General features: G+C 72.6%; 24 protein-coding genes. 15 read left to right on the top strand and 9 right to left on the bottom strand.

Features of this window, described 5'->3' with window-relative positions:
- The first annotated feature begins 30 nt into the window (after window positions 1-30).
- Both OG448_RS29475 and OG448_RS29470 read left to right on the top strand, forming a co-directional pair.
- Window positions 31-633 carry a TetR/AcrR family transcriptional regulator gene (locus tag OG448_RS29475; protein WP_405558338.1) on the top strand — a complete coding sequence of 201 codons (603 nt, stop codon included), beginning with the start codon at window positions 31-33 and terminating at the stop codon, window positions 631-633.
- Window positions 630-1808 carry a GDSL-type esterase/lipase family protein gene (locus OG448_RS29470; RefSeq protein ID WP_405558336.1) on the top strand — a complete coding sequence of 393 codons (1179 nt, stop codon included), beginning with the start codon at window positions 630-632 and terminating at the stop codon, window positions 1806-1808. The genes OG448_RS29475 and OG448_RS29470 overlap by 4 nt, the downstream gene beginning before the upstream one ends.
- Window positions 1809-1818: 10 nt before the next feature.
- Here the strand turns inward: OG448_RS29470 and OG448_RS29465 are convergent, their stop codons facing one another.
- Both OG448_RS29465 and OG448_RS29460 read right to left on the bottom strand, forming a co-directional pair.
- Window positions 1819-2448, bottom strand: a complete 630-nt coding sequence (locus OG448_RS29465; protein WP_405558334.1) for a class F sortase — start codon at window positions 2446-2448, stop codon at window positions 1819-1821.
- 111 nt (window positions 2449-2559) lie between these two features.
- On the bottom strand, window positions 2560-3117 hold the full coding sequence (locus OG448_RS29460) for a hypothetical protein (RefSeq protein ID WP_405558332.1): 558 nt from the start codon (window positions 3115-3117) through the stop codon (window positions 2560-2562).
- A gap of 336 nt (window positions 3118-3453) precedes the next feature.
- On the opposite strand from OG448_RS29460, the gene OG448_RS29455 reads away from it, so the two are divergent.
- From OG448_RS29455 to OG448_RS29440, 4 genes are all read left to right on the top strand, one after another.
- The gene (locus OG448_RS29455; RefSeq protein WP_405558330.1) at window positions 3454-4320 is read left to right on the top strand and encodes a fructosamine kinase family protein; all 867 of its coding nucleotides are present in this window, start codon (window positions 3454-3456) and stop codon (window positions 4318-4320) included.
- A 194-nt stretch (window positions 4321-4514) separates the two neighbouring features.
- The gene (tgmA, locus tag OG448_RS29450; protein ID WP_391301310.1) at window positions 4515-4706 is read left to right on the top strand and encodes a putative ATP-grasp-modified RiPP; all 192 of its coding nucleotides are present in this window, start codon (window positions 4515-4517) and stop codon (window positions 4704-4706) included.
- Between the two features lie 15 nt (window positions 4707-4721).
- Window positions 4722-5705: an ATP-grasp ribosomal peptide maturase gene (gene tgmB, locus OG448_RS29445; protein ID WP_405558328.1), complete on the top strand. Its 984-nt coding sequence runs from the start codon at window positions 4722-4724 to the stop codon at window positions 5703-5705.
- Between the two features lie 35 nt (window positions 5706-5740).
- The gene (locus OG448_RS29440; protein WP_405558326.1) at window positions 5741-6628 is read left to right on the top strand and encodes a Gfo/Idh/MocA family protein; all 888 of its coding nucleotides are present in this window, start codon (window positions 5741-5743) and stop codon (window positions 6626-6628) included.
- Here OG448_RS29440 and OG448_RS29435 read toward each other — a convergent pair.
- On the bottom strand, window positions 6625-7530 hold the full coding sequence (locus tag OG448_RS29435) for a GNAT family N-acetyltransferase (RefSeq protein ID WP_405558324.1): 906 nt from the start codon (window positions 7528-7530) through the stop codon (window positions 6625-6627). The two genes, OG448_RS29440 and OG448_RS29435, sit on opposite strands and share 4 nt — an antisense overlap.
- 232 nt (window positions 7531-7762) lie before the next feature.
- Here OG448_RS29435 and OG448_RS29430 point away from each other — a divergent pair, with 232 nt between their 5' ends.
- Complete coding sequence (locus OG448_RS29430) at window positions 7763-8869, top strand: PP2C family protein-serine/threonine phosphatase (RefSeq protein WP_405558322.1); 1107 nt, start codon at window positions 7763-7765, stop codon at window positions 8867-8869.
- Between the two features lie 115 nt (window positions 8870-8984).
- Window positions 8985-10217 (top strand): serine hydrolase domain-containing protein, encoded by a 1233-nt coding sequence (locus tag OG448_RS29425; RefSeq protein WP_405558320.1) that lies wholly within the window; start codon window positions 8985-8987, stop codon window positions 10215-10217.
- Between the two features lie 144 nt (window positions 10218-10361).
- Here the strand turns inward: OG448_RS29425 and OG448_RS29420 are convergent, their stop codons facing one another.
- Window positions 10362-11897, bottom strand: coding sequence for a helix-turn-helix domain-containing protein (locus OG448_RS29420; protein ID WP_405558318.1), 1536 nt, complete (start codon window positions 11895-11897; stop codon window positions 10362-10364).
- Window positions 11898-12158: 261 nt separating this feature from the next.
- Here OG448_RS29420 and OG448_RS29415 point away from each other — a divergent pair, with 261 nt between their 5' ends.
- The 3 genes from OG448_RS29415 to OG448_RS29405 all read left to right on the top strand — a co-directional run bounded on the left by OG448_RS29415 (window position 12159) and on the right by OG448_RS29405 (window position 14899).
- Complete coding sequence (locus OG448_RS29415) at window positions 12159-12779, top strand: L-threonylcarbamoyladenylate synthase (RefSeq protein ID WP_391301324.1); 621 nt, start codon at window positions 12159-12161, stop codon at window positions 12777-12779.
- 33 nt (window positions 12780-12812) lie between these two features.
- On the top strand, window positions 12813-13568 hold the full coding sequence (locus OG448_RS29410) for a dienelactone hydrolase family protein (protein WP_405558317.1): 756 nt from the start codon (window positions 12813-12815) through the stop codon (window positions 13566-13568).
- A 134-nt stretch (window positions 13569-13702) separates the two neighbouring features.
- Window positions 13703-14899: a glycoside hydrolase family 64 protein gene (locus OG448_RS29405; RefSeq protein WP_405558315.1), complete on the top strand. Its 1197-nt coding sequence runs from the start codon at window positions 13703-13705 to the stop codon at window positions 14897-14899.
- A 63-nt stretch (window positions 14900-14962) separates the two neighbouring features.
- On the opposite strand, the gene OG448_RS29400 is transcribed toward OG448_RS29405, so the two are convergent.
- Window positions 14963-17368 carry a M4 family metallopeptidase gene (locus tag OG448_RS29400; RefSeq protein WP_405558313.1) on the bottom strand — a complete coding sequence of 802 codons (2406 nt, stop codon included), beginning with the start codon at window positions 17366-17368 and terminating at the stop codon, window positions 14963-14965.
- Window positions 17369-17700: 332 nt separating this feature from the next.
- Here OG448_RS29400 and OG448_RS29395 point away from each other — a divergent pair, with 332 nt between their 5' ends.
- Both OG448_RS29395 and OG448_RS29390 read left to right on the top strand, forming a co-directional pair.
- The gene (locus OG448_RS29395; protein WP_405558311.1) at window positions 17701-19065 is read left to right on the top strand and encodes a sensor histidine kinase; all 1365 of its coding nucleotides are present in this window, start codon (window positions 17701-17703) and stop codon (window positions 19063-19065) included.
- Window positions 19062-19727: a response regulator gene (locus OG448_RS29390; protein ID WP_405558309.1), complete on the top strand. Its 666-nt coding sequence runs from the start codon at window positions 19062-19064 to the stop codon at window positions 19725-19727. The genes OG448_RS29395 and OG448_RS29390 overlap by 4 nt, the downstream gene beginning before the upstream one ends.
- A gap of 9 nt (window positions 19728-19736) precedes the next feature.
- Here OG448_RS29390 and OG448_RS29385 read toward each other — a convergent pair whose 3' ends face one another.
- The 3 genes from OG448_RS29385 to OG448_RS29375 all read right to left on the bottom strand — a co-directional run bounded on the left by OG448_RS29385 (window position 19737) and on the right by OG448_RS29375 (window position 21650).
- Entirely contained in the window at window positions 19737-20711 is a 975-nt protein-coding gene (locus OG448_RS29385; RefSeq protein WP_405558308.1) for a TauD/TfdA dioxygenase family protein, read from the bottom strand.
- A gap of 106 nt (window positions 20712-20817) precedes the next feature.
- Window positions 20818-21279, bottom strand: a complete 462-nt coding sequence (locus OG448_RS29380; RefSeq protein ID WP_405558306.1) for a peroxiredoxin — start codon at window positions 21277-21279, stop codon at window positions 20818-20820.
- Entirely contained in the window at window positions 21276-21650 is a 375-nt protein-coding gene (locus OG448_RS29375) for a hypothetical protein (RefSeq protein WP_405558304.1), read from the bottom strand. The genes OG448_RS29380 and OG448_RS29375 overlap by 4 nt, the downstream gene beginning before the upstream one ends.
- Before the next feature lie 196 nt (window positions 21651-21846).
- On the opposite strand from OG448_RS29375, the gene OG448_RS29370 reads away from it, so the two are divergent.
- Entirely contained in the window at window positions 21847-22797 is a 951-nt protein-coding gene (locus tag OG448_RS29370) for an ATP-dependent DNA ligase (RefSeq protein ID WP_405559027.1), read from the top strand.
- 109 nt (window positions 22798-22906) lie between these two features.
- Window positions 22907-23683, top strand: a complete 777-nt coding sequence (locus OG448_RS29365; RefSeq protein WP_405558302.1) for an NPP1 family protein — start codon at window positions 22907-22909, stop codon at window positions 23681-23683.
- Window positions 23684-23708: 25 nt separating this feature from the next.
- Here the strand turns inward: OG448_RS29365 and OG448_RS29360 are convergent, their stop codons facing one another.
- Window positions 23709-24230, bottom strand: coding sequence for a hypothetical protein (locus OG448_RS29360; protein WP_405558300.1), 522 nt, complete (start codon window positions 24228-24230; stop codon window positions 23709-23711).
- Window positions 24231-24469 lie beyond the last annotated feature (239 nt).

The raw sequence follows: 24469 nt of genomic DNA, 5'->3' as shown, positions 1-24469 counted from the left end.
AATCGGTCAGGTTCTTCGAGAGGCGGGTCCATGGTGCGTGCGGGGCTGAGTACGGAGCGGCTGGTCCGGGCCGGGGCGGAGCTGGCCGACGAGGCCGGGTTCGAGCAGGTGACGGTGTCGGCGCTGGCCCGGCGGTTCGACGTGAAGACCGCGAGCCTGTACTCGCATCTGCGCAACTCCCACGACCTGCGCACCCGGATCGCGCTGCTCGCTCTGGAGGAACTGGCCGACCGCGCCGCCGAGGCCCTTGCGGGCCGGGCCGGGAAGGGCGCCCTGACCGCGTTCGCCAACGCCTACCGCGACTACGCCCGCGCGCACCCCGGCCGCTTCGAGGCGGCCCGGTACCGGCTGGACCCGGAGACCGCCGCCGCGAGCGCGGGCGTCCGGCACGCGGCGATGACCCGGGCGATCCTGCGCGGCTACGACCTAGCCGAGCCCGACCAGACCCATGCCGTTCGCCTGCTGGGCAGCGTGTTCAGCGGCTATGTCGGCCTGGAGTCGGCGGGCGGGTTCGACCACAGCGCCCCTGGCTCGCAGGAGTCCTGGGAGCGCGTGCTCGACGCGCTCGACGCCCTCCTGCGCAACTGGCCCGCCACTCCCCCGCCCGCCCCTGACCCGACAGGCCACCGATGACCACCCCTTGGACCACCACCCCCCTCACCGCCGACCTCGTCCGGGGCGCCCTGGAGCTGGAGCGCACCGAGCGCGGTCTGCTCCCGCACCGGCTGCCCGCGCGGGCCCGCGCCCAGTGCGCCGATCCGCAACTGCACATGGTGGAGTCCCAGCCCTCCGGCGTACGGCTGGTGTTCCGCACCCGCGCCACCGCGATCGAGCTGGACACGCTGCCCACCAAGCGGGCCTACCTGGGCGCCCCGCCCCGCCCGGACGGCGTCTACGACCTGCTGGTGGACGGACGCCCGGCGGGCAGCGCCTCGGTCACCGGCGGCGACACGCTGACCATCGACATGACCACCGGCGCCGCCGAGCTGACCCCCGGCCCGCTCGGCACCGCCCGCTTCACCGGGCTGTCCGCCGAGGACAAGACCGTGGAGATCTGGCTGCCGCACAACGAGACCACCGAGCTGGTCGCCCTGCGCACCGACGCGCCCGTGGAGCCCGTACCCGCCTCACGCCGCCCGGTGTGGCTGCACCACGGCAGCTCCATCAGCCACGGCTCGGACGCCGCGAGCCCGACCGGCATCTGGCCCGCCGTCGCCGCCTCGCTCGGCGGGGTCGAGCTGGTCAACCTGGGACTGGGCGGCAGCGCCCTGCTGGATCCGTTCACCGCCCGCGCGCTGCGGGACACCCCGGCCGACCTGATCAGCGTCAAGCTGGGCGTCAACCTGGTCAACACCGACCTGATGCGGCTGCGCGCGTTCGGGCCCGCCGTGCACGGGTTCCTGGACACCGTCCGCGAGGGCCACCCCGACACGCCGCTGCTCGTGGTCTCCCCCATCCTGTGCCCGATCCACGAGGACACCCCCGGCCCCACCATGCCGGACCTCTCCGCCCTGAGCGAGGGCCGCCTCGCGTTCCGGGCGGCCGGGAACCCGGCGGAGACCGCCCAGGGCAAACTGACGCTGAACGCCATACGCAAGGAGCTGGCCCGGATCGTGGCCCAGCGCTCCGCCGAGGACCCGCACCTGCACCTGCTCGACGGACGCGAGCTGTACGGGGAGGCCGACTTCACGGAGCTGCCGCTGCCCGACGGCCTCCACCCGGACGGCGCCGCGCACCGGCGGATCGGCGAGCGTTTCGCCGCCCTCGCCTTCGCACCCGACGGCCCGCTGGCGCCCCCCGCCCGGTGAACGCGGGGCCTCAGACGAGGTGGCCGAAGACGACCAGGTTCTCCGTGTAGTCCTTGGCCGAGTGGTCGTAGTCCCCGGCGCAGGTGATGAGCCGGACCTCGGGACGCTTGGCGTTCGCGTACACCCGCTCGCTGGGGAAGTCGTCCTTGGCGAAGGTGTCGGCGCTGTCCACGACGAAGTTCGCGGTGTTGCCGTCGGCGCGCTCCACGGAGAACCGGTCGCCGGGCGCCAGGTCGTCGAGGCTGGCGAAGACGGCCGCCGAGGTGGTCGTGTCCACGTGGCCGGCGATGACCGAGGTGCCCTTCTCGCCGGGCGAGGCGCCCTTGCTGTACCAGCCGACGAGGTTGGTGTTGCCAGCGGGCGGGGGTTCCAACTGGCCGTCGGAGGCGAGCACCAGGGCGGTGAAGGGCGCGTCCACGCCGATCTTGGGGATGCGCAGCCGGGTCGGTGCCGAGCGGGGCAGCGGGGCTCCCGCCTGGACCGCGCCCGCCGTCGCGGCCTTGGTCCGGGCCGTGTCGGTGCCGTTGACCGTGCCGTGGTGGCCGCCGAAGACGCTGAGCGCCAGGACGACGATGGCCACCCCCCACAGCGTCAGCCGGCCGCCCCGGCCCGCGTTGTCACCGGAAGGGTCTGCTGCCATCGGACACCACCTCGCTCGGGCACGGCAGCACAGGGATCTGGATCGGGGGGCGCGGGCCGCCGACGCGGTACGGCGTCGACGGCGGCCACGGCCCCTGGGATGCGGGGACGGTCAGGAGGCCGACCCGGCGGCCTTCTTGCGGCGCAGCGCGTAGGCGCCGACGGCACCGGCGGCGAGGACGGCGACGCCGCCCGTGGTCACGCCACCGGAGCCGGCGAGGGCGCCGCCCCCGGTGTGCATGCCGCCGCGCGGCTCGTCGGAGTCGTCCTTGCCGCCGCTGTCCTTGCCACCACTGTCCTTTCCGCCACTGCCGCCGCCGTCGCCCTTGTCCTTGTAGCTCTCCGGGTCGAAACGGCTGTCGTCGCCGGAGTCGGAGCTCCAGTCGCCGCTGCTGACGGCGGCGAGGGCACCGCCGCCGGTGTGCATGCCGCCGCGCGGGCCGTCGCTGTCGGAGTCGTAGGAGTCACGGCCGGAGTCCTTGCCCCCGGAGTCCCTGCCTCCGGACTCCTTGTCACCGGACCCGTTGCCCTGGTCCGAGTCGCTGTCGTGCTGCTTGTTGTAGGAGGAGTCGTCCCGGCCTCCGTCGTCCCCGGCGAGCGCGGCGCCTGGGGCCAGGGCGAGGGCGGCGGACGCGGCCGCCGTGGCGAGCAGAATGCGGGCAGAGCGCATGTCGGTGTCCTTCCGCCGTGGCCGGGCAGCGGATTCCTCATCGGCTGACATGACCCGGCCTCGACATGATCCACCGTCGGACCGGCCGGCGCCGCGCACCATCCGGGCCGTCCAGCCGGGTCAGCTCTCCACCCGTCTGTCGCAGCGACACGCCGGTACGACCCCCGAACGGGCCAGCCGATTACCCGTCCGGCGGGTCGGCGCGGCCCCGGCCGACCCTCGGATGCGAAACGGACGTCACCGCCTGGCATTCCGGGCGAACTTGACCGAAAACCGTCGTAGCAAGGCTCGAAGTTCCTGACATGGCGGGGCTTTTGCGGGCCGTACCCTGGGGCCGTGGTCGAGCGAGTCGAAGATCCAGAGCTGACGGCGTCCCGGCTCACCGGGCGCCGGGTGACGGGCGGCCCGGTGGGGGCGGGATCGCCCGCCGAGGTGACCCTTGAGGACGGCACCACCGTGATGGTCAAGCGCGGCGACGGCCCCGGCGCGGTGCGTGCCGAGGTGGCCGGGCTGCGCTGGCTCGGTGCCGCGCGTGCGGTCCGGGTGCCGGAGGTGCTCGGGCACGACGAGTGGTCCCTGGTCAGCGAACGGGTGCCGACCGGCGCCGCCGACGCCGGGGCAGCGACGCGTTTCGGCCGCGCGCTGGCCAATCTGCACGCCGCGGGCGCCCCCGCGTTCGGCGCCGCCCCGCCGGGCGGGCCCGAGGAGGCGTACATCGGCCGGGCGCCGATGCGCAACGTCCGGGGCGACGACTGGCCCTCCTGGTACGCCGAGCACCGGGTGCTGCCGTACCTGCGGTCCGCCGTCGACGCGGGCACGGTCCGGCCGGGCGAGGCCCGGGTGATCGAGGCGGTGTGCGAGCGGCTGCCCGCGCTCGCCGGTCCCCCCGAGCCGCCCGCGCGGCTCCACGGCGACCTGTGGCAGGGCAACGTCCTGTGGGGCGCCGACGGCGAGGTGCGCGTCATCGACCCGGCCGCGCACGGCGGCCACCGGGAGACCGACCTGGCGATGCTCCGCCTCTTCGGCTGCCCGCATCTGGAACAGGTGCTCGGCGGCTACGAGGAGACCAGCCCCCTCGCCGACGGCTGGCGCGACCGGGTCGGGGCGCATCAGCTCTTCCCGCTGCTGGTGCACGCGGTGCTCTTCGGCCGGGGCTACGCGGAACAGGCCCTGTCCGCCGCGCGCGCCACCTTGGCCGGGTGACCCGGGCTCGCACCGAGGGCCTACGGGGCAGACGAATGTGCGGTGGGGCGCAGCCACCGCGCCCCGCGCGGCGTCCTTCCTGCTGACCCATCGGTTCACGGTGCCTCCCCCCGGACTCTGGTCACGGAGTGTGAGGAAACCAACCACTCGTTCGATTCGTATAAGGACGTGAAGGACGAAACAGGGGAGAGACCATGCAACCGTTCACGCTCAACTACGCACGGCCTGCCGACCAGTTGGACGTCACCGCTCCGTACGCGTACGACTCCGCACTGCAGTTGAACGTCCTGCCGGACGGGCGGATCGCCGCGACCGATCACGCGATCCTGCTCACCCTGGGGACGACCACCTCCACGGCGGGCTCCAAGACGCACTTCGACGACTGATCGCGGGCCCCGACGATGACCGTGCTCATCCTGACCAGTGACGAGGACGTCACGGCGGACATGGTGGTCCTGCGGCTGGGCGAGGCGGGTGTGCCCGTCGTCCGGTTCGACCCCGCCGACCTCACCAACGGGGTGGCGCTCACCGGCGAGTACGCCGGGGACGCCTGCGGCGGCCAGTTGTCCGTCGGCGGGCGCCTGGTCGAGGTGAGCGGCCTGCGCTCCATCTGGGTGCGCAGGCCGGGCGACGCGGCCGCCCGTGCCGCCCAGCCGTCCTCCTGGCTGACCCAGGAGTCGGCGCAGGCGCTGTACGGGATGCTGCGATGCAGCGACGCCCGCTGGATGAACCATCCGGACGCCGCCCGCAGGGCCCGGCACAAGCCGTGGCAGTTGCGGCTCGCCCAGCGCAGCGGGCTGCCGGTGCCGGCCACGCTGATCACCACGTTCCCCGACACGGCGCGGGAGTTCGCCGAGCGGCACCGGGACGTGGTGGTGAAGCCGGTCTCCGGCGCGCATCCGCAGGAGCCGCCGCGCGCGGTGCCGACCAGCCGGGTGGCGCCGGGCACCGACTTCAGTGCGGTGGCCTTCGGGCCGACGCTGCTCCAGCGACGGGTGGCCAAGCGGGCCGACATCCGGCTGACGGCGGTCGGGGACCGGCTGCTGGCGGCGCGCAAACCGGCCGATCCGGACGCGCACCCCGACCATGTGGACGTCCGTTTCGCCCCGTCCGTCTCCCCCTGGCTCGCCGCCGAGGTGCCCCCTCGGGTGGCGGTGTCGGTCCGCCGCTATCTGAAGGCCGCCGAACTGGCTTACGGCGCCTTCGACTTCGCGGAGGACGCCGACGGGACCTGGTGGTTCCTGGAGTGCAATCAGTCGGGCCAGTTCGGTTTCGTCGAGCTGGACACCGGTCAGCCGATCGCGGAGACGATCGCCCACTGGCTGGCCGGAGACGACCGGCCGGTGGAGCCGTATACCCATGACAAGAGGGACGCCGTCCCTTGATGCCGTGGACCGCGGCTGGGAGAAGGGAGCGCTCGATGCGCATCGGACTGCTGGGAACGGGCCCCTGGGCGCGCGCCGCACACGCCCCGGCGCTGGCCGGTCACCCCGGTGTGGAGTTCGCCGGGGTGTGGGGGCGCCGCCCGGAGGCGGCGGCCGCGCTGGCCGGGGAGTACGGGGTGCGGGCGTACCCGGAGGTGGACGAACTGCTGGCCGATGTGGAGGCGGTGGCGGTGGCGCTCCCGCCGTCGGTGCAGGCGGAGTTGGCGGTGCGCGCGGCGCGGGCCGGGCGGCATCTGCTGCTGGACAAGCCGCTGGCGCTGGGCGTGGCCGAGGCGCGGGCGGTGGCCGAGGCGGCGGAGCGGGCCCAGGTGGCGTCGGTGGTGTTCTTCACCACCCGGTTCCAGAAGGAGCCGGAGGCGTGGATCGAGGAACAGGCCGCCGAGGCGGGGTGGTTCACGGCGCGGGCGCAGTGGCTGGGCTCGGTGTTCACCAGCGACAGCCCGTTCGCGGCGTCGGCCTGGCGGCGGGAGAAGGGCGCGCTGTGGGACGTGGGCCCGCACGCCCTGTCGGTCCTGCTCCCGGTCCTGGGTGACGTACAGCAGGTGCTCGCGGCGGCGCACGGTCCCGCCGACACCGTACATCTGGTGCTGGACCATGCCACCGGGGCGTCGAGCACGCTGACGCTGAGTCTGTCGGCGCCGCCCTCGGCGGCCGGGGCCGATGTGGAGCTGCGGGGCGATTCGGGCGTGGCGCTGCTGCCGAGGAGCTCGGAGGGCGCGGTGCCCGCGCTTGCCCGTGCGGTGGACGCGCTGGCGACCGCCGCCCGCACCGGCCGCCGGCACGCCTGCGACGCCGCGTTCGGACTCAGGGTGACCGAGATCCTCACGACGGCACAGGCGCGCCTCAGCGAACCGGTCGACTAGGCGGCCGGTTCCTGGTCCGCCCGGAAGTTGACCCGCTCACGGACGACGGGATAGCCGGCCGTGGTGAAGTGGGCGGCCATCGGGAAGTTGCCCTGGTCGGTGGCGGCCGCGATGAAGTCGGCGCCCTCGGCGGCGAGGAAGCGGGTGCAGTCGGCCAGCAGGTCGTAGGCGTAGCCGTGACCGCGCTGCTCGGGGACGACGCCGATGAAGCCGACGCAGGGCCCGGAGGGGTTGCGGGCCGGGACGTGGATGCCGACGGTCTCGCCCTCGGGGGTACGGGCGAGGCGCCACCACTCCCTCGGCGACGGGCACCAGTGGAAGAAGTCCAGCTCCTCCTGGGCGGCCAGTTCGACACCGCCCTTCTCGATGGCACGGCGGGCGTGGGCGTCCAGGGTGACGGAGTGGATGCGGCGCAGGACGTCGAGGAACACGGCGTCGTCCGGTTCCGGGGCGAACTCCAGGCGTCCGGGCTGTTCGGGCAGGCCCAGGTCAGGGGTCCAGCGGTAGAGGAAGCGCTCCACGAGAGGCTCGTATCCGGCGAGGCGGGCGGCGGCGGTACGGGTGGCCACGGCGGAGGCCAGGGCCGGGTCGTCGCGCCAGCCCGGCGGGAGGTCGAGTTCGAGTTCCGGGGTCGTCCAGGGCGCGGTGCGCAGCAGCTCGGCGCCCGTCTCCTCCTCGCCCTCGGCCACGTCGAACCAGTTGATCAGCAGGGGGCTGGGGTCCTCGGCGCGGGCCCACCAGGCGGCGCGGGCCACGGGGCGTCCGTCGCGCAGGGCGACGCGCTGCCAGTCGGGGCGGTAGTGGGTGGCGCGGTGCCGCTCGCTCAGGCCGAGCGGGTCGGGCAAGTCGTGGAACAGGTGGGCACTGCTCGGGTCGAGCGTGCGGATGACCGGTGCGGTCAAGGTGTCCTCCGGGAGGTGAGCCTTCGTTTTCGAGGCGCTCCCGGTCCGGTCAGGCGTGGCACACCCGGATGACGGAGTTGAGGGAGCGCGCGTTCGGTGCGGTGTGCATGACGCTCGCCTCCTTCCTGGTCCGTCTCGGGCGTGCTCGCGCAACAGTAGGGGGACACCCGCGCGGGCGTCCAGGGGTTTTACGGGGCGGGCGACGGGGGCGGGCCCGGCGTAGCGTGGGCGTGTGAGATCGCTGCGTGGCTGGTCAACGGGCCGAACGCGGGAGCGGCGCGGCTGGCTCCGCGGTGCTCCGCCGCCGCGGTGGGTACGAGTCCTGCCGATCCTGCTGCTGGTCGCGGTCACGCTGGCCACCCTCGTCACCCCGCACGCCAGCGACCTGGGTTTCCTGCTCGGCGCGATCCCGCCGCTCGCGGTGCTGTCGTACGGGCCGCTGGCGACGGCGGCGCTGTGCGCGCTGGTGATCGTGTCGCTGCTCGTGCCGGTGACCCATCTCGACCGGCCGGGCGACACGGACCTGCTGACCATCGCCTTCGTGGCGCTGCTGAGCGTGTTCGTGTCCTACGTACGCAGCCACCGGGACGCCCAGTTGGACACCGAGCGGGAGATCGGCGAGGCGGTGCAGCGGGCGGTGATGCCGCCGCTGCCGGAGCGCGTCGGGGACCTGCGGTGCGTGGGGTTCAGCCGGGCCGCGCAGGACGGGACGCTGCTGGGCGGGGACTTCTTCGACGTGCGGGACGGCCCCTACGGGGTGCGGGCGGTGATGGGGGACGTACAGGGGCACGGGCTGTCGGCGGTGCGGACGGTGGTGGCGCTGCTGGGCGCGTTCCGCGAGGCGGCGCTGGACCAGCGGGCGCTGGAGGCGGTGGCCGCGCGGATGGACCGCAGGCTGGTGGTGGACTCGTCCGGGGTCCGGCACGCGGAGCTGTTCGCCACGGCGGTGCTGCTGGAGTTCTCCGCCGACACCCGCACGGTACGGGTGGTGACCTGCGGGCACCCGCCACCGGTACTGCTGCGCGCCGGGCGGACGCGGGAGCTGACGGTCGCACCGGGTCCGCCGCTGGGCATCGGCCTCCTCGGGGTCGAGCCGCCGAAGGAGGTCACGGTGACACTGGACCCGGGCGACCGGCTGCTGATCGCCACGGACGGGCTGTGGGAGGCGCGGGACACCTCCGGCAGCTTCTACCCCCTGCCCGAGCGCCTGGCCGCCCTCGCGGACACCGGCACCGCCGCGCTCCCGGACGCCCTGTGGGAGGACGTACGCCACCTCGGCCACCACGTGGACGACGACGCCAGCGTGCTGGTCCTGACGCCGGAGCCCTCGGTCCGCTGAGCCCCGGCGCTCACCCGAACGGCCGACGGGCGGGGCGGAAGAAGCGCTCCTATGCTGAGAGCCCCGGGCGTCAGCCCTGCCGCAGCTCCGGCTCTCATGTGCTTGGAGTCAGCCCATGCCCCGTTCCCCAGCACGCCTGCGCCTGAGGCTCGCCACCGCGGCCGCCCTCGGCGCACTCGTCGTCCCGCTCGCCGCGGCCCCCTCCCTGGCGGCGCCGCCCACCACGGCATCCCCGAGCCCCTCCCCCACGGGCCCCGATGTGCAGGCCCTCACCCCCGAGGTGAACCGGCAGATCGACGACGCCGTACAGCGAGTGATGCGCGAGGCGGACGTCCCCGGAGTCACGGTCGGGATCTGGACGCCCGACAAGGGCGATTACGTCCGCTCCTTCGGCGTCGCCGACAAGAGCAGCAAGCGCCCGATGTCCCCGGATCTGTACATGCGGATCGGCAGCGAGACCAAGACCTTCACCGTCACCGCGCTGCTGCAACTGGTCGACCAGGGAAAGGTGGACCTGGACGACCCGATCGGCCAGTACATCGACGGCGTGCCGAACGGCGACAAGATCTCGCTGCGCCGGCTCGCCGACATGCGCAGCGGGCTGTTCAACTACTCCCAGGACCCGGACTTCTTCAAGGCGCTCACCTCGGACCCGCAACGCTCCTTCACCCCGCAGCAGTTGCTGGACTACTCCTTCAAGCACCCGGTGCAGTTCAAGCCGGGCGCGAAGTTCGAGTACTCCAACACCAATCTGATCCTGCTCGGTCTGGTCGTGGAGCAGCGCAGCGGGCAGGGGCTCGGGGACTACATCCAGCAGCACGTGCTGGACCCGGCCGGGATGAAGCACACCTCGTTCCCCGAGGGCACCGAGTTCCCGAAGCCGCACGCGCAGGGGTACACCGACCAGACGGCGGACGGGAAGATCGCGGAGACGGCCGGCTGGAACCCGTCCTGGGCCTGGGCGGCCGGCGCGATGGTGTCGAACCTGGAGGACATGCGGGTGTGGTCCCGCACGGTGGCCACCGGGCGGTTCCCGGACGGCGAGCGGATGGTCTCCCCCGCCGCCCAGCGCCAGCGCCTGCTCACCCCGCCGACCGGCTACCCCGACGCGGGCTACGGGCTGGGCATCTTCGACGTGCACGGCTGGATCGGCCACAACGGCTCACTGCCGGGGTACGAGTCGCTGACGGTGTATCTGCCCTCGGCGCGCACCTCGCTGGTGGTGCTGCTGAACACCGACATCGCGCACGACGGCCAGGAGCCGAGCACCCTGTTCGGGCAGGCCGTCACCAAGGTCATATCCCCCGGCCACGTCTTCGACCTGCCCGCGCAGAACGCCCAGCACTGAGCCCACGACCGGGCCGGGGTGCGGGCATGCGAGAGGGGTACGACCGGCCCCCCGCTCCGGTCGTACCCCCGCTGGACTGCCGAACTTAACCGCGGGGCCCGGCGGTGACCATCGCAGCGGTGCCCGGTCCGCGCCGGTGAGCACTCACCCGTGCACAGGTGCGTCCGCTTGGTCCCCCTTCGCTCCGGCCTCGGGGGCGGCGAGAGTGCCGTCCGCCAGATGGGCGAGGACCACCTCGTACAGGTCGCTGCCGCCCGCGAGGAGCTGGCGTTCCAGTACGGGTTCGGCGGCGCGGACGTGTTCGCGGACCGTCTGGGCGTGCACACCCCGCTGTTTCGCGGCGCGTTCGGCGTTGGCCCCGGCCGCGATCCATGCGCTCAGGGTGCCCCGCAGGTCGCGCCCGTCACCGTCCAGCCTGCCGAGCAGATCGCGGGCCCAGCCGCGCAGCGCGGCGGAGTCGAGCAGGTCGGTGAAGCGGAGCCCGGTGTGCGGGGGCGGGACGGCAGCGGGGTCGTACGGACCGTGCGCCGCCTCGGTGAGCAGGGCGAGCCGGACGGCGGTGCGGGTGGTGAGGTCGGTCAGGTCGGTGTCCAGCAGGGTCTGGAGCCGATCCATGCGGGCGCGGACGGTGTTGCGGCTGACGCCGAGCACCTTGGCGGCGCTGACCGCGGTGAAGTCCAGGCCCAGCCGGGTGGTGGCCAGCAGCTCGGCGCGGGTGTGGTGGGGCAGGGTGTCCAGCGGGCGGAGCGTCCGGGCGGACCAGGTGCGCAGCGCGGCCGGGTCCAGCAGGCGTTCGGGGTGGGTGCGTTCGGCGTAGACCGCGATGCGGCCGGGACTGAACCGGGCGACGGCGAGGGCGCTGACGGCCTGGCCGTAGGCGGTCGCGGTCCGGGCGAGGCGCTGGTGCATGCTGCCGCCGAGGTAGGTGCCCGGGCGGTCGGCGACCAGGGTGCGCAGCCTCTCCCCCGGCGCCGAGGCGGGGCTGACGACGATGACATGGCCGTCCATGGCGGGGCAGCGCACGACCAGCGCACGGCCCTCGGTGAGGTCGGCGCACTCCTCGGCAAGGGCGTCGCGGCCGGCGGGCGAGCCCTCGACGACGTAGACGCGGGCGGTGTCCTGTTCGAGCAGGCCGGGCCAGAGTCCGGCGGCGACCCGGCGGGCGGAGACCACGTCCTCCACCATGAGCAGCTGCAGGATGGCCAGGCGCAGATCGGCGGAAGCGCGGCGCAACCGGCGTGCCGAGCGCGCGAGTTCGCCCTCCCGGAGCAGCAGGCCGAGGACTCCGGCGGTCCGGTGGACGATCTCGGCGGCGCGCCGGTCGAAGGGTTCGGGGCGGGCAACGGTGAGCACGGCACCGGCCGCGCGGCCCGGTCCGGGATGGCGGATGCCGACCAGGTGGACATGGCGTCCGCCGTCCTCGAGAGCGGCGGCGGAGATCCGTCCGGTGGCCACGTCGGCGCGGACCGTGGCGTCGGCGGGGAGGCGGTCACCGGCGAGGAGCCGGCCGTCGGCGTCCTCGAGGCCGACCGTGGCGTGCACGGTGCGGGCGAGCCAGGCGACGACCCGGCGCGGGTGCCGGACCGCGGGACGCAACTGGTCGAGCAGCTCTTCCGCCCAGGCGGCGGCGGTGTCGTGCGGCGGTGGGGCGTGGGTGCCCTCGCCGGCTCGGGCGGCCACGTCGTGCACCTCGTCCCCGTCTCGGCCTCGGCGTTCGACCGCCGACGTTACCCGACACCCCCGCCGCGCGTCGTCGGGTGAACACGGACAAAGCTCCGCCGGTGGCCTGGGGGGCGTTGGCCACCGGCGGAGACGGCGGGGCCCGGAGCTGGGGGGGAGTGCTCCGGGTGCCTCGACGTGCGGATGCCCCGGTTCTCACGTCCTACGCCTGGCCGGGTGGGGGTGCGCGAGTGACGGATGGGGACGGCTTAAGCTCGGCGGATGGCCAAGTACTTCGACGTGCACCCCGACAACCCGCAGCCCCGCGCCGTGGCGCAGATCGCGGACGCGGTCCGGTCGGGGTCGCTGATCGCTTATCCCACGGACTCGTGCTACGCGCTCGGCTGCAAGCTGGGCAGCAAGGAGGGCATGGAGCGCATCCGTGCCATCCGCCGGCTGGACGACCGGCACCACTTCACGCTGATGTGCCAGAACTTCGCGCAGCTCGGGCAGTTCGTCCGCATCGACAACGACGTGTTCCGCGCGGTGAAGGCGGCGACGCCCGGCAGCTACACCTTCATCCTGCCGGCCACCCGTGAGGTGCCGCGCATGCTGCTGCACCCCAAGAAGCGGACCGTGGGCGTGCGCATCCCCGACCATGTGGCGACCCAGGCGCTGCTGGCCGAGCTGGGCGAGCCGCTGGTCTCCAGCACGCTGCTGCTCCCGGACGAGGAGGAGCCGCTGACCCAGGGATGGGAGATCAAGGACCGGCTCGACCACGTGGTGGACGCGGTGGTGGACTCCGGCGAGTGCGGCACCGAGCCGACCACGGTGGTGGACTTCTCCAGTGGCGAGGCGGAGATCGTGCGGGTGGGCGCGGGCGACCCCGCGCGGTTCGAGTAGACCGACCCAGACAGACAGGGAAGCGTGCTGATCATGACCGACGTGCAGGGAACGACCGTCACCATCCCCACGCGGGACGGTGACGCCGACGCCTATCTCACCCACCCCGCCGACGGGCGACCGCATCCCGGAGTCCTCTTCTACCAGGACGCGTACGGGCTGCGGCCCTGGCTGAAGGGGATGGCCGACCGGCTGGCCGCCGAGGGGTACACCGTACTGGTGCCCAATGTGTTCTACCGGCAGGGGACGGCCCCGGTGGTGGAGCTGCCCGAGTTCATCGACCCGGCGGCCGACCCGGCGATCTGGGAGCGGCTCGGCCCCCTGGTGCACTCGCTGACGCCTCAGCGGGCGGAGGTGGACGCGGACGCGTTTCTGGGCTGGATGGAGGAGTCCCCGCTGGTCGCGGCCGGGCAGGTGGCGGTGACCGGGTACTGCATGGGCGCCCGGCTCGCGCTGCGCGCGGCGGCCACGCATCCCGAGCAGGTGGCGGCGGTCGCCGGGTTCCACGGCGGCAGCCTGGCCACCGAGGACCCGGACAGCCCGCACCTGGGCGCCGACCGCATCACGGCCGAGCTGTACTTCGGCCACGCCGACCAGGACTCCTCGATGCCCGAGGAGCAGATCCGCCGCCTGGACGACGCGCTCACGGCCGCCGGGGTACGCCACACCAGCGAGGTCTACGAGGGCGCACCGCACGGCTACACCCAGAAGGACACCTCGTCCTACGACGCGGCGGCCGAGGAGCGCCACTGGGAGGCGCTCAACTCTCTGCTGCGGCGCACCTTCTGACGCTTGCTCACTTGACGGAACGTGTTCGGTTCAACTGATTGACACGTCCGTGACACACAAGCACTCTGAGAGCGCTCTCAAAAAGGTACGGACCAGTATCCGTGCCGCCCCGAACCCCACACGGAGGTGGAGAGTTGACTCGAAGAATCGCTCGTTCCGCGCTGTCGGCCACGGCCACGGCCGCCCTGGTCGGCTCGGTGCTGACATTCGGCACCGCCGGCCAGGCCAGTGCCGCGGTGCCGGACACGATCCCGCTCCAGATCACCAACAACTCGGGCCGCTCCGAGCCGGTGTACATCTACGACCTCGGCACCCAGTTGTCCTCCGGGCGGCAGGGCTGGGCCGACGCGGGCGGCGCCTTCCACGCCTGGCCCGCGGGCGGCAACCCGCCGACCCCGGCGCCGGACGCGGCCATCGCCGGGCCCGGTCCTGGCCAGTCGACGACCATCCGGATACCGAAGTTCTCCGGCCGGATCTACTTCTCCTACGGCCGCAAGCTGGACTTCCGCCTCACCACCGGCGGTCTGGTGCAGCCGGCCGTGCAGAACCCGTCGGACCCGAACCGGGACATCCTGTTCAGTTGGTCCGAGTACACGCTGAACGACGCCGGGCTCTGGCTCAACAGCACCCAGGTGGACATGTTCTCGGCGCCCTACGCGGTCGGCGTGAAGCGCGGCGACGGCCAGGTCGCCACCACCGGCCACCTGAAGGCGGGCGGCTACTCGGCCGTCCTCAACTCGCTGCGAAGCAAGTCGGGTTGGTCCGGCCTGGTGCAGACCCGCTCGGACGGCACCGTGCTGCGCGCCCTCTCCCCGCTGTACGGCGTGGAGACCGGGGCGCTGCCGGCCAACGTGATGGACGACTACGTCAACCGGGTCTGGTCGAAGTACTCCTCGCAGACCCTGACCGTGACGCCGTTCACCGACCAGCCGAACACCAAGTACTTCGGCCGGGTCTCGGGCAACGTCATGAACTTCACCAACTCCTCCGGCGCGGTGGTCACCAGCTTCCAGAAGCCGGACGCCGCCAGCATCTTCGGCTGCCACAAGCTGCTGGACGCGCCCAACGACCAGGTGCGCGGCCCCATCTCCCGCACCCTGTGCGCCGGTTACAACCGCTCCACGCTGCTGAGCAACCCCAACCAGCCGGACAGCTCCGACGCCGGTTTCTACCAGGACGGGGTCACCAACCAGTACGCGAAGGCCATCCACGCGCAGATGGCCGACGGCAAGGCGTACGCCTTCGCCTTCGACGACGTCGGCAACCACGAGTCGCTGGTCAACGACGGCAATCCGCAGCAGGCGTACCTCACGCTGGACCCGCTGAACTGACGGGGAACGCGAAGGGTCCCGCACACCCGTGTGCGGGACCCTTGTCGTGCGGGGAGGTGCGGATCAGCCGGTCGTCAGGGCGGTGTCGTCGATGACGAAGCTGGTCTGGAGCGAGGAGTCCTCGACCCCGGTGAACTTCAGGCTGACCGTCGAGCCCGCCAGCGAGGACAGGTCGATGGTCTTCTGGACGTACCCCGTGGCCTTGTTGAGGTTGGAGTAGGTCGCCAGGGTGGTCGAACCGGCGGTGAGCGTCAGCTTGTCGTACTGGGTGCTGGTGGTGGTCTCCGCCGAGTCCACGTGCAGGTAGAAGGTCAGGGTCGCCTTGCAGCCCGCGGGGATCGCCACCGACTGGGCCAGGGTGTCGGTGTGCGCGGAGCCGTAGCCGTCCAGCCATGCCTTGTACGAGCCGCCGTGGCTGGCCTGGCCGCTGTCGGTGGTGATGACGCCGCTGCTCGCGGTCCAGCCGGTGTTGCCGGACTCGAAGCCGGGGTTGGCGAGCAACTGGGTCGCCGAGCAACCGCCGCCGGTGGCGCTGACCGTCCAGGTGAAGGCGGCCGTGCCGGTCTTGCCCGCGGAGTCGGTGACGGTGACCGTCGTGCTGGCGGTGCCCGCACTGGTCGGTGTGCCGGAGATCAGGCCGGTGGAGGCGTTGATCGACAGTCCGGCCGGGAGCCCGGTGGCGCTGTAGCTGAGCGCGCCGCTGTTGGTGCTGCTGGCCTGGATCTGGAGGCTGACCGCCTTGCCCACGGTGGCGGACTGGTTGCCGGGGTTGGTGACGGTCACCCCGCTGGCCGGCGGGTTGATGTGGCTGCCGACGTTGATCCCGGCGAAGGCGTTGCCGACGCCCGCGTACTCGGCGGAGTTGGTGCCGTACAGCGCGGCGGCCGCGTTGAGGGCGGCGGTGCGGGCGGCGGCGTAGTTGGTGCTGGACGTCATGTACGTCGTCAGCGCCTTGTACCAGATCTGGAGGGCCTTGTCCCGGCCGATGCCGGTGACGGCGACGCCGTCCGAGGTCGGGCTGTTGTAGGTGACGCCGTTGACGACCTTGGTGCCGCTGCCCTCGGAGAGCAGGTAGAACATGTGGTTCGCCGGGCCCGAGGAGTAGTGCACGTCGAGGTTGCCGACCCCGGAGTACCAACTGTCGGCGGAGCCGCCGTCCTTGCTGGGCTTGTCCATGTAGCGCAGCGGCGAGCCGTCGCCGTTGATGTCGATCTTTTCGCCGATGAGGTAGTCACCGGGGTCGGTGGTGTTGTTCGCGTAGAACTCCACACCGGTACCGAAGATGTCGGAGGTCGCCTCGTTCAACCCGCCCGATTCACCGGAGTAGTTGAGCCCGGCGGTGTTGGAGGTGACGCCGTGGCTCATCTCGTGGCCGGCGACGTCCAGCGAGGTGAGGGCGTGGGTGTTGCTCGTGCCGTCGCCGTAGGTCATGCAGAAGCAGGAGTCGTCCCAGAAGGCGTTGACGTAGGCGTTGCTGTAGTGGACGCGGCTGTAGGCGGCGACGCCGTCGTTGCGTATGCCGCTGCGCCCGAAGGTGTTCTTGTAGAAGTCCCAGGTCTCCTGGGCGCCGTAGGCGGCGTCGGCGGCGGCGGTCTGGGTGTCCGAGCCCGCGCCGGAGCCCCACACGTCGTCGGCGTCGGTGAACAGGGTGCCGGTGCCGGACGTGCCCTTGTTCAGGTTGTACGTCTTGTGGCCGCCGCGCGTGGTGTCGTAGAGCTGGTACGTCGACCCGGACAGCGTGGTGTTGAGGCTGACCGTGCCGCTGTACTGCGTCTTGCCGGTGCCGGTCTGCACCGCCTGATAGCGGTACAGCTCCTTGCCGGTGGTGGCGTCGGTGATGACGTGCAGCTTGCTCGGCGTGCCGTCGTCCTGGAAGCCGCCGATCACCGACTCCCAGGCGAGGGTCGGGGCGCCGGAGCCGGCCCAGATCACCTTGCGCGCGCTGTCGGCGGCGGGCTTCTCCGCCTTCAGGGCCTTGGCGGTCTTGAGCGCCGTGGACTGCGCCGCCGACCTGCTGACGGCCGGGGTGGTGGAGGCGACCTTGATGACCCGCTTGGTGTTGAAGGTGGTGCTCACCGTGCCCTTGGCCAGGGAGGCGGGCGGGGTGTGCACCACGAGGTCGCCGCCGAGGACAGGCAGGCCCGCGTAGGTGCGCTCGTAACGGGTGTGCACGGTCCCGTCGTTGTCCTTGACGACGTCCCGGACGACCAGCTTCTCCTTGGCGCCGAGGCCGAGGGAGCGGGCGGTGTCGTCGGTGCCCTGCTTGGCGGTCTTGATCAGCGCCGCGTGCTGGGCGGGGCTGAGCCTGGCCTCCAGGGCGCCGGTGCGCAGGGGGGCGTGGGGGGCGGCGGGCCGGGCGGCCGCGGGGGTCGCCTGGACTGCCACGGCGAGGAGCGCCGCCGTGGACAGCAGGGCGGCTCCGACCGTGGCTCCCTTGCGGGAAAGGGATCTGTGGGGAAGGCGTCTCACTCGTACTCCTCCTGTGAAGGGAGTGGGGAGGATGCGCGTACGGGGCGAGAATGGCACCTTGATTAGGTCATGTCACCAAGTGCCGGGGCAAGCGAGGGTTTTCCCTAGGGGGCCGCACGGGTTCCGGCGATTCGATTCGACCTCAAACCTCGCTGTGTAAAACCTTTTTGACAGCTCGACAAAGAAATTGCCATGGCTGTCCGCATTCCGGAGCGACGGTTTTCCCGGAGCGAATGTCCGAGGGGCACCCCGTGTCCCCCCTGAGGCGGACCCGCGAGAACCCCCCTGAGAGGGGACGACCGCGCACCCGCTCTCCGCCTACCGTCTCTTCCGTGACCGATACGACGCACACCCAGCCGATACCGCCGGGCCGGGCCGCGCGGCAGCGCAGCCCCGAGTTCCGGTTCGCCGCGGACGCCCTGCGCGGGCTGCGGCAGGACCTGTTCCACGACGCCTTCGCCTACCGCCCGGTGCCGCCCACGGAACCCGGCGGCCGCTTCACCCGGCGCGGCTCCGAGCGCATGAAGGAGTACGGGGCCTGGGCGCCGCACGCGGCCGTGGTCGCCCTCGCCGGGCTGGCGATGTTCGTCGCCCTGGTGAGCACGGACGGCGCCGGTCTGGCCGCCCTGCTGTGCGCGCTGCTGGCCGGGGCGCCGGTGCTGCTGACCCTGGTGCGTCCGGTGGGGGCGTTCTGGGTCTCCCTGGCGGCGAACACGGTCACTCTCGTCCTCACCGGGGGCTCCTCCGGCGACTCCCCCTGGCCGCCCGGCGGTTTCCTGGCGCACCTGGCCGTGGTGACGGTCGTCGCGGTGCGCACCCGCCCCCGCACCGCCGCCTGGATGTGGCTGCTGACCGCGGTCTACGGGTTCCTCGCCGACGGCCTGTTCGGCTGGAGCGACGACTTCGGGTACGGGTCCGACCTGGGGCCGCTGCTGTTCTTCGCCGGCGTGGCCCTGCTGACCGTGGCGGTCCGACAGACCTTGCGGCAGGCCCGTCGGGAGGTGAGCGTCCACCAGACGGTCACCGCGCACGAGCGTTCGCGGCGCACCCTTCTGGAGGAGCGCACCACCATCGCCCGGGAACTGCACGACGTGGTCGCCCATCACATGTCGGTGGTCGCCATCCAGGCGGAGGCCGCGCCCTACCGGGTGGAGAACCCGCCGCCGGAGTTGGAGAAAGCGTTCGCCACCATCCGGGAGAACGCGGTCGCCGCCCTGACCGAGCTGCGCCGGGTCCTGGGTGTGGTCCGCGCACAGGACTACGAGGCGCCGGACGCTCCCCAGCCCACCCTCGCGGATCTGGACGCCCTGCTCGCCAACGTGCGGGACGCCGGCCTCGATGTGACCAAGACGGTCACGGGCGCGGTGCGCGAACTCCCGCAGGGCGTGGAGCTGTCGGCGTACCGGATCGTGCAGGAGGCGCTCAGCAACACCCTGCGGCACGCGCCGGGCGCGGACGCCAGGGTGGAGATCGGTTACGTGCTCGGCGGTCTGGGCCTGCGCGTGGTCAACGGTGCGCCGCCCGCTCCGAGTCTCATCAAGCCCTCCCCCGGCGCCGGGCACGGCATCACGGGCATGCGGGAGCGCGTCTCCATGCTCAACGGCGAGATGACGGCGGGCCCCACGGCCGAGGACGGCTACGAGGTGGCCGTGTTCCTGCCGGTCCCCGCGGCCGCCCCGATCGAGGGTGAGGCATGACGATCCGCGTGGTGATCGCCGACGACCAGATGATGGTCCGCGAGGGCTTCTCGGTCCTGCTGAACGCGATGCCGGACATCGAGGTCGTCGGCGAGGCGGTCAACGGCCGGGAGGCGGTCGCGCGGGTACGTGAACTCGCCCCCGATGTGGTGCTGATGGACATCCGTATGCCGGAGATGAACGGCATCGAGGCGACGCGGGAGATCATCGCGGCGGACGCGGCGGCGAAGGTGCTGGTGCTCACCACCTTCGACCTGGACGAGTACGTGTACCAGGCACTGCGGGCCGGGGCTTCCGGCTTCCTGCTGAAGGACGCCTCGGCACGCCAACTCGCGGACGGCGTAAGGGTGGTGGCCTCCGGAGAGGCGCTGCTCGCGCCGACGGTCACCAAGCGGCTCATTCACGAGTTCTCCCGGCTCTCCGAGGCCCCCCGCCTGATGCCGGCCGCCCACGCGGCCTACGGCGAGCTGACCGATCGGGAGACGGAGGTGCTGGTGCTGATCGCGCAGGGCCTGTCGAACTCCGAGATCGCCGAGCGGCTGGTGGTGGCCGACTCCACCATCAAGACCCATGTGAGCCGCATCCTGGTGAAGCTCGGCCTCAGGGACCGCACCCAGGCGGCGGTGTTCGCGTACGAGGCGCGGCTGGTCACACCGGGGTGAACGGCGAGCTCACCAGCGCCCGGGTTCCGTCCCCACCAGCGGCTTGGAGGCGATGCCGTCCACACCCACCGGCACGTCGCCCTGGAGCATCACCCGGTGCATGATCCGGGGGTGGTCGACGTGGGCGGTGTCGCCGGGAGCGAGGTGGACGGTGGCCCGGTTGTCCCAGAAGGCGACGCTGCCGGGCTCCCAGCGGAAGCGGACGGTGTACTCCGGCCGCACCGCCTGCTCCAGCAGCATCTCCAGCAGGGCCGCGCTCTCCGGGCGGGAGACCCCGGAGATCTGCTCCAGGTAGTAGCCGTTGACGAACAGCACCCGCTCCCCCGTCTCCGGGTGCACCCGCACCAGGGGGTGCTCGGAGGCGACCTGGTGGTCCAGCAGATGCCGTAGGTACGCGTCGTCGCCGGGCCGGGGCTGGTAGCCGACCCCGAGCCGGTGCTCAGCCCGCAGCCCGTCCGCGAAGGCGCGCACCGGCGCGGAGAGCCCGGCGTAGGCGGCGGCCAGGTTGGCCCAGGTGGTGTCGCCGCCGTACGGGGGTACGGTCTCGGCGCGCAGGATGGTGGCGGCGGGCGGGTCGATGCGAGCGCCGTGGTCGCAGTGCCAGCCGCGCAGCAGGGTGTGCCGGCGCCGGCGCAGCCACTCCTCGTGCTCCATGCCGAACCGGCCGCCCAGCTCCAGCCGGTCGGCGGTGGTCTCCACCTCGGGGAACCCCTCCGGCGAGGCACTCCCCCGCTTGCGCAGCACCACGGGCTCGCCGAAGCGGCGGGCGAAGGCGACGTGCCCGGCGTGGTCGAGCCGCTGGCCGCGGAAGAACACCACCTTCCAGCGCAGCACCGTCTCCCTGATCAGCGCCACCAGGGAGTCGTCGAGCGGTGCGGCGAGGTCGACGCCGGTGATCTCGGCGCCGATGTGCCCGGCGACCGGTCTCACCGCCACGCCCGCGATGCGCTCGGGCCGCTCCGCCGAGGTGCTGTCCGTGGTCATGTGTGCGCTCCCGAAGGTCGTCGTACGGGCCTCGCCGTGATCGTGTCAGCTCGACGGCGCCCTTGGCGAGCGCCGACGGCTGACATCCGCCACGCAAGAACGGGGCTCAGCCCTTCGCCGCCCGCAGCGCCTCCAGCGCCCGGTCGGCGTGGGTGTTCATGCGCAGTTCGCTGCGGACGATCTCCAGGACCGTGCGGTCCTGCCCGATGACGAAAGTGACCCGCTTGGTGGGCGCGAGCGTGAAGCCCCGCTTGACGCCGAAGCGTTCACGGATCGTGCCGTCGGTGTCGGAGAGCAGGGGCATGCCGAGGGTGTGGCGCCCGGCGAACTCCTGCTGCTTCTCGACGGTGTCACCGCTGATGCCCACGGGCCGGCCCCCGGCGGCGGCGAACTCGCCCGCCAGGTCGCGGAAGTGGCACGCCTCGGCGGTGCAGCCGGCGGTGAGGGCGGCCGGGTAGAAGAACAGCACGACGGGGCCGTCGGCCAGCAGTTCCGTCAGCCGCCGTTCGGTGCCGGTCTCGTCCGGCAGCGTGAAGTCCTCGACGATGTCGCCGACCTGGAGGCTCATGACTGTCCCTTCGCGGTGCGGGCGACGCCCCGGGCCCACAGCACCAGCGGCGCCTGCAGGGGCAGCCGGGCGAGGGAGGCGGTGCGCTGCGGGGCGGGGCGGTGCCGCCAGTCGACGGCCATCTTCACGTTGGCGGGGAAGACCCCGACGAAGAAGGCGGCGGCCGCCTTCGCGGCCGGCGCGCGGGTGGCGGGCACGGCGACCCCGGCGGCGAGGGCGAGTTCCGCGACCCCGCTGGCGTAGGTCCAGGTGCGGGGCGAGCCGGGCAGGGTGCGGGGGACGAGCCCGTCGAACATCTTGGGGGCGGCGAAGTGGGCGATCCCGGCCGAGGCCAGCAGACCGGCGAGCAGCAGGGGCGAGCGTGGGGGCACGGTGTCTCCTTCGATGGCCTGCCGCCGGATATTACTTGACGGTAGGGTCCGGTCGGCGGCTCGGGTACGGGGGTGACGACGGCACACCCCTCTCCTCTGCCGTTCGGGCGAACCCGCGGCGCGGGGCGCGTGGTGGCGTCCGGCGTGGTCGAAATGTTCTGCCGTGACCGTCGCCCCGCTGCCGTTCGTCCGCCCCATGCTCGCCACCCCCGGCACCCTGCCGCCGCCCGCCCAGGACGCGCGCTGGGCGTACGAGACCAAGCAGGACGGGCAGCGGGTGATGGTGTACCTGCCCGGCGACGGAACCCTGCTGCTGCGCGCCCGCTCCGGCGAGGACATCACGGCCGCCTATCCCGAACTCGGCCCGCTGGCCGACGCCTTGGGGGACACGCCCGCGATCCTGGACGGCGAGGTGCTGGCGCTGGACGCGGAGGGCCGGGCCGACTTCCAGGCGCTCCAGAACCGGATGGGCCTCGCACACACCCCGGCCCTGGCGGCACACCGGGCCGCGCGGGCGCCGGTCCACCTGGTGCTGTTCGACGTGCCCTATCTCGCCGGGTCCCGGGTGGCGACCCCGTACGCGCGGCGGCGGGAACTGCTCGCGGGCCTCGACCTCAACGGTCCGCGCTGGTCGGTGCCGGGGGCGGTGGTGGGGCACGGTGCCGAGGCGCTGCGCATGACGCGGGAGCACGGTCTGGAGGGGGTGGTGTGCAAGCGGCTGGACTCGGTGTACGAGCCGGGGACCCGCTCCCGGAACTGGATCAAGATCCGGAACACCCGGAGCGTGGACGTGATCGTCGGCGGCTGGCTGCCCGGCAAGGGCCGTCTGTCCGGGCTGCCCGGCGCGGTGCTGGTCGGCCAGCGGGCCGGAGGGCGGCTGGTGTACGCGGGCCGGGTGGGCACGGGCTGGAGCGAGGGCGAGCGCACCGAGCTGGCCGCGCTGCTGGCGGCCTCGGCGAGCGAGCGGTGCCCCTTCGATCCCGTGCCCCGGATTCCGGGGGCGCGCTGGGTGCTGCCCCGGCTGGTCGGCGAGGTCGGCTTCAACACCCGGACGCGGGCGGGACTGCTGCGCCAGCCGAGCTGGCTGCGACTGCGCCCGGACCTGGCCCCGGAGGAGTCGGCGGCGGACCTTCCCGAGGAGCTGTGAGCACTCGGCTGACAGGATTTCACCTGGGGGACAGGTGGGACGGCTTCACAGCGGGCCCTTCGGCCGGGATGCTGAACTGCCCTGTCCCCCAACGCAGTTGGAGATTGAAGTGGGTTCGTCCACGTCCCGCCGACGGCGCGGCAGATGGCTCGCCACGCTCACCGGTGCCGCCACCCTCGTGATCGCCTTCCCGGCCGCGGCCTTCGCCGCTCCCCCGCTCGCCCTCCCGGTCAACGCCACGGCCGAGGAGCTGAAGTACCAGCCCGCCTTCGACTACGACACGGACGGCTGCTACTCGACGCCCGCGATCGGCCCCGACGGCACGATCAACCCCGGCCTGAACCCGACCGGCGCCCTCAACGGCAACTGCCGTGACGCCTCGGACCTGGACAACACCAACGGCTACTCGCGCGCCAAGTGCAACAACGGCTGGTGCGGCTATCTCTACGGCCTGTACTTCGAGAAGGACCAGGCGCTGCCCGGCAGCAGCATCGGCGGCCACCGCAACGACTGGGAGCACGTGGTGGTGTGGGTGCAGGACGGGCAGACGCGGTACGTGTCGACGTCCAACCACGGCTCCTTCACCGTGCACCCGGTCTCCGAGGTCCGCTTCGAGGGCACGCACGCCAAGGTCGTCTACCACAAGGACGGCATCGGCACGCACTGCTTCCGGCTGGCCAACAACAACGACGAGCCGCCGGAGAACCACAAGCACACCTGGCAGTACCCGGCGCTGGTCGGCTGGGAGGGCTACCCGCCCGGTCTGCGCGACAAGCTGAGCACTTATGACTTCGGCAGCGCCAACTTCGGCCTGAAGGACGCGAGTTTCGCCTCGCACCTGGCGTCGGCGAAGCCGGCCGGCATCCCCTTCGACCCGAACGCCTGACCCCTGAGGGCCGGCCCGGCGTCCGTCAGGCGGTGCCGGGTTCGGTCCGCTCCTCCAGGTACGCGGTGAGCTGGTGCGCCAGGCTGTCCGGCCCGCAGGAGGCGGTGGCCACCTGGGCCGTCTCGGTGAGGCCGATGCCGCCGGCCCACAGCCTGCGGTCGGTCCACTCGTCGTCCACCCGCAGGTGGACCTGGACGTCGACGTGGGTGAGCGCGTCCTCGGCGGCGGCCGCGTGCACCACGGCGGTGGCCCGGCGCAGCGGGTACACGTCGAAGCCCTCGATGAACTGCGAGTTGCGCCAGTCGATGAAGGCGCCCTCGCCGTCCGCGCCGACCCGGACGTCGATCTGACCGTCCTCGAGCTGGACGCTGCACGGGCGGGTGCCGCGGTTCTCGATCGTCACCCGGACGCTGAAGTACGTCAGCCCGGCCGCCGCGTCGTCGCGCCCCCGGGGCGGTTCGGCCGTCTCCAGACGGTGGACGCGGACCCGCAGACCGGCGTGCTCGCCGTATTCCTGCCAGTCACCGACCACGTTCGGCTCGTACACAGTGCCCCTCTCGACCATCCGCGAGCTGCTGTCTATCCGTGTGCTCAGCACACTGTCAAATGAGCGGAATGCCACATGGCCAGGCGGTTCGCCCGCTTCGCTCGGTGATCAAGCCGTGCCCAGGAGAAACCGTCCGGGCGGGTGCGCGGGCACCGCTCGCGCGCGTGCCGCACATCACTCCGGGCGACCGCCTCTCACGGCCCGCGTCCATGGAGCCACCCGGCCCAAAACCGGGTCAA

Source organism: Streptomyces sp. NBC_01171, assembly GCF_045039805.1.
In the GTDB taxonomy this organism is placed as follows: Bacteria; Actinomycetota; Actinomycetes; order Streptomycetales; family Streptomycetaceae; genus Streptomyces.
Note: the sequence above shows the minus strand (reverse complement) of the source record. Positions and strands in the feature narration are given on the sequence as shown.

Bases quoted from the DNA above. Each gene is read 5' to 3' on its own strand.
- OG448_RS29390 (WP_405558309.1), top strand. From the start codon at position 19,062: ATGACGATCCGCGTGGTGATCGCCGACGACCAGATGATGGTCCGCGAG.
- OG448_RS29380 (WP_405558306.1), bottom strand. From the start codon at position 21,279: ATGAGCCTCCAGGTCGGCGACATCGTCGAGGACTTCACGCTGCCGGAC.
- OG448_RS29425 (WP_405558320.1), top strand. From the start codon at position 8,985: ATGCCCCGTTCCCCAGCACGCCTGCGCCTGAGGCTCGCCACCGCGGCC.
- OG448_RS29470 (WP_405558336.1), top strand. From the start codon at position 630: ATGACCACCCCTTGGACCACCACCCCCCTCACCGCCGACCTCGTCCGG.
- OG448_RS29415 (WP_391301324.1), top strand. From the start codon at position 12,159: ATGGCCAAGTACTTCGACGTGCACCCCGACAACCCGCAGCCCCGCGCC.
- tgmB (WP_405558328.1), top strand. From the start codon at position 4,722: ATGACCGTGCTCATCCTGACCAGTGACGAGGACGTCACGGCGGACATG.
- OG448_RS29370 (WP_405559027.1), top strand. From the start codon at position 21,847: ATGCTCGCCACCCCCGGCACCCTGCCGCCGCCCGCCCAGGACGCGCGC.
- OG448_RS29440 (WP_405558326.1), top strand. From the start codon at position 5,741: ATGCGCATCGGACTGCTGGGAACGGGCCCCTGGGCGCGCGCCGCACAC.
- OG448_RS29460 (WP_405558332.1), bottom strand. From the start codon at position 3,117: ATGCGCTCTGCCCGCATTCTGCTCGCCACGGCGGCCGCGTCCGCCGCC.
- OG448_RS29410 (WP_405558317.1), top strand. From the start codon at position 12,813: ATGACCGACGTGCAGGGAACGACCGTCACCATCCCCACGCGGGACGGT.
- tgmA (WP_391301310.1), top strand. From the start codon at position 4,515: ATGCAACCGTTCACGCTCAACTACGCACGGCCTGCCGACCAGTTGGAC.
- OG448_RS29475 (WP_405558338.1), top strand. From the start codon at position 31: ATGGTGCGTGCGGGGCTGAGTACGGAGCGGCTGGTCCGGGCCGGGGCG.
- OG448_RS29465 (WP_405558334.1), bottom strand. From the start codon at position 2,448: ATGGCAGCAGACCCTTCCGGTGACAACGCGGGCCGGGGCGGCCGGCTG.
- OG448_RS29385 (WP_405558308.1), bottom strand. From the start codon at position 20,711: ATGACCACGGACAGCACCTCGGCGGAGCGGCCCGAGCGCATCGCGGGC.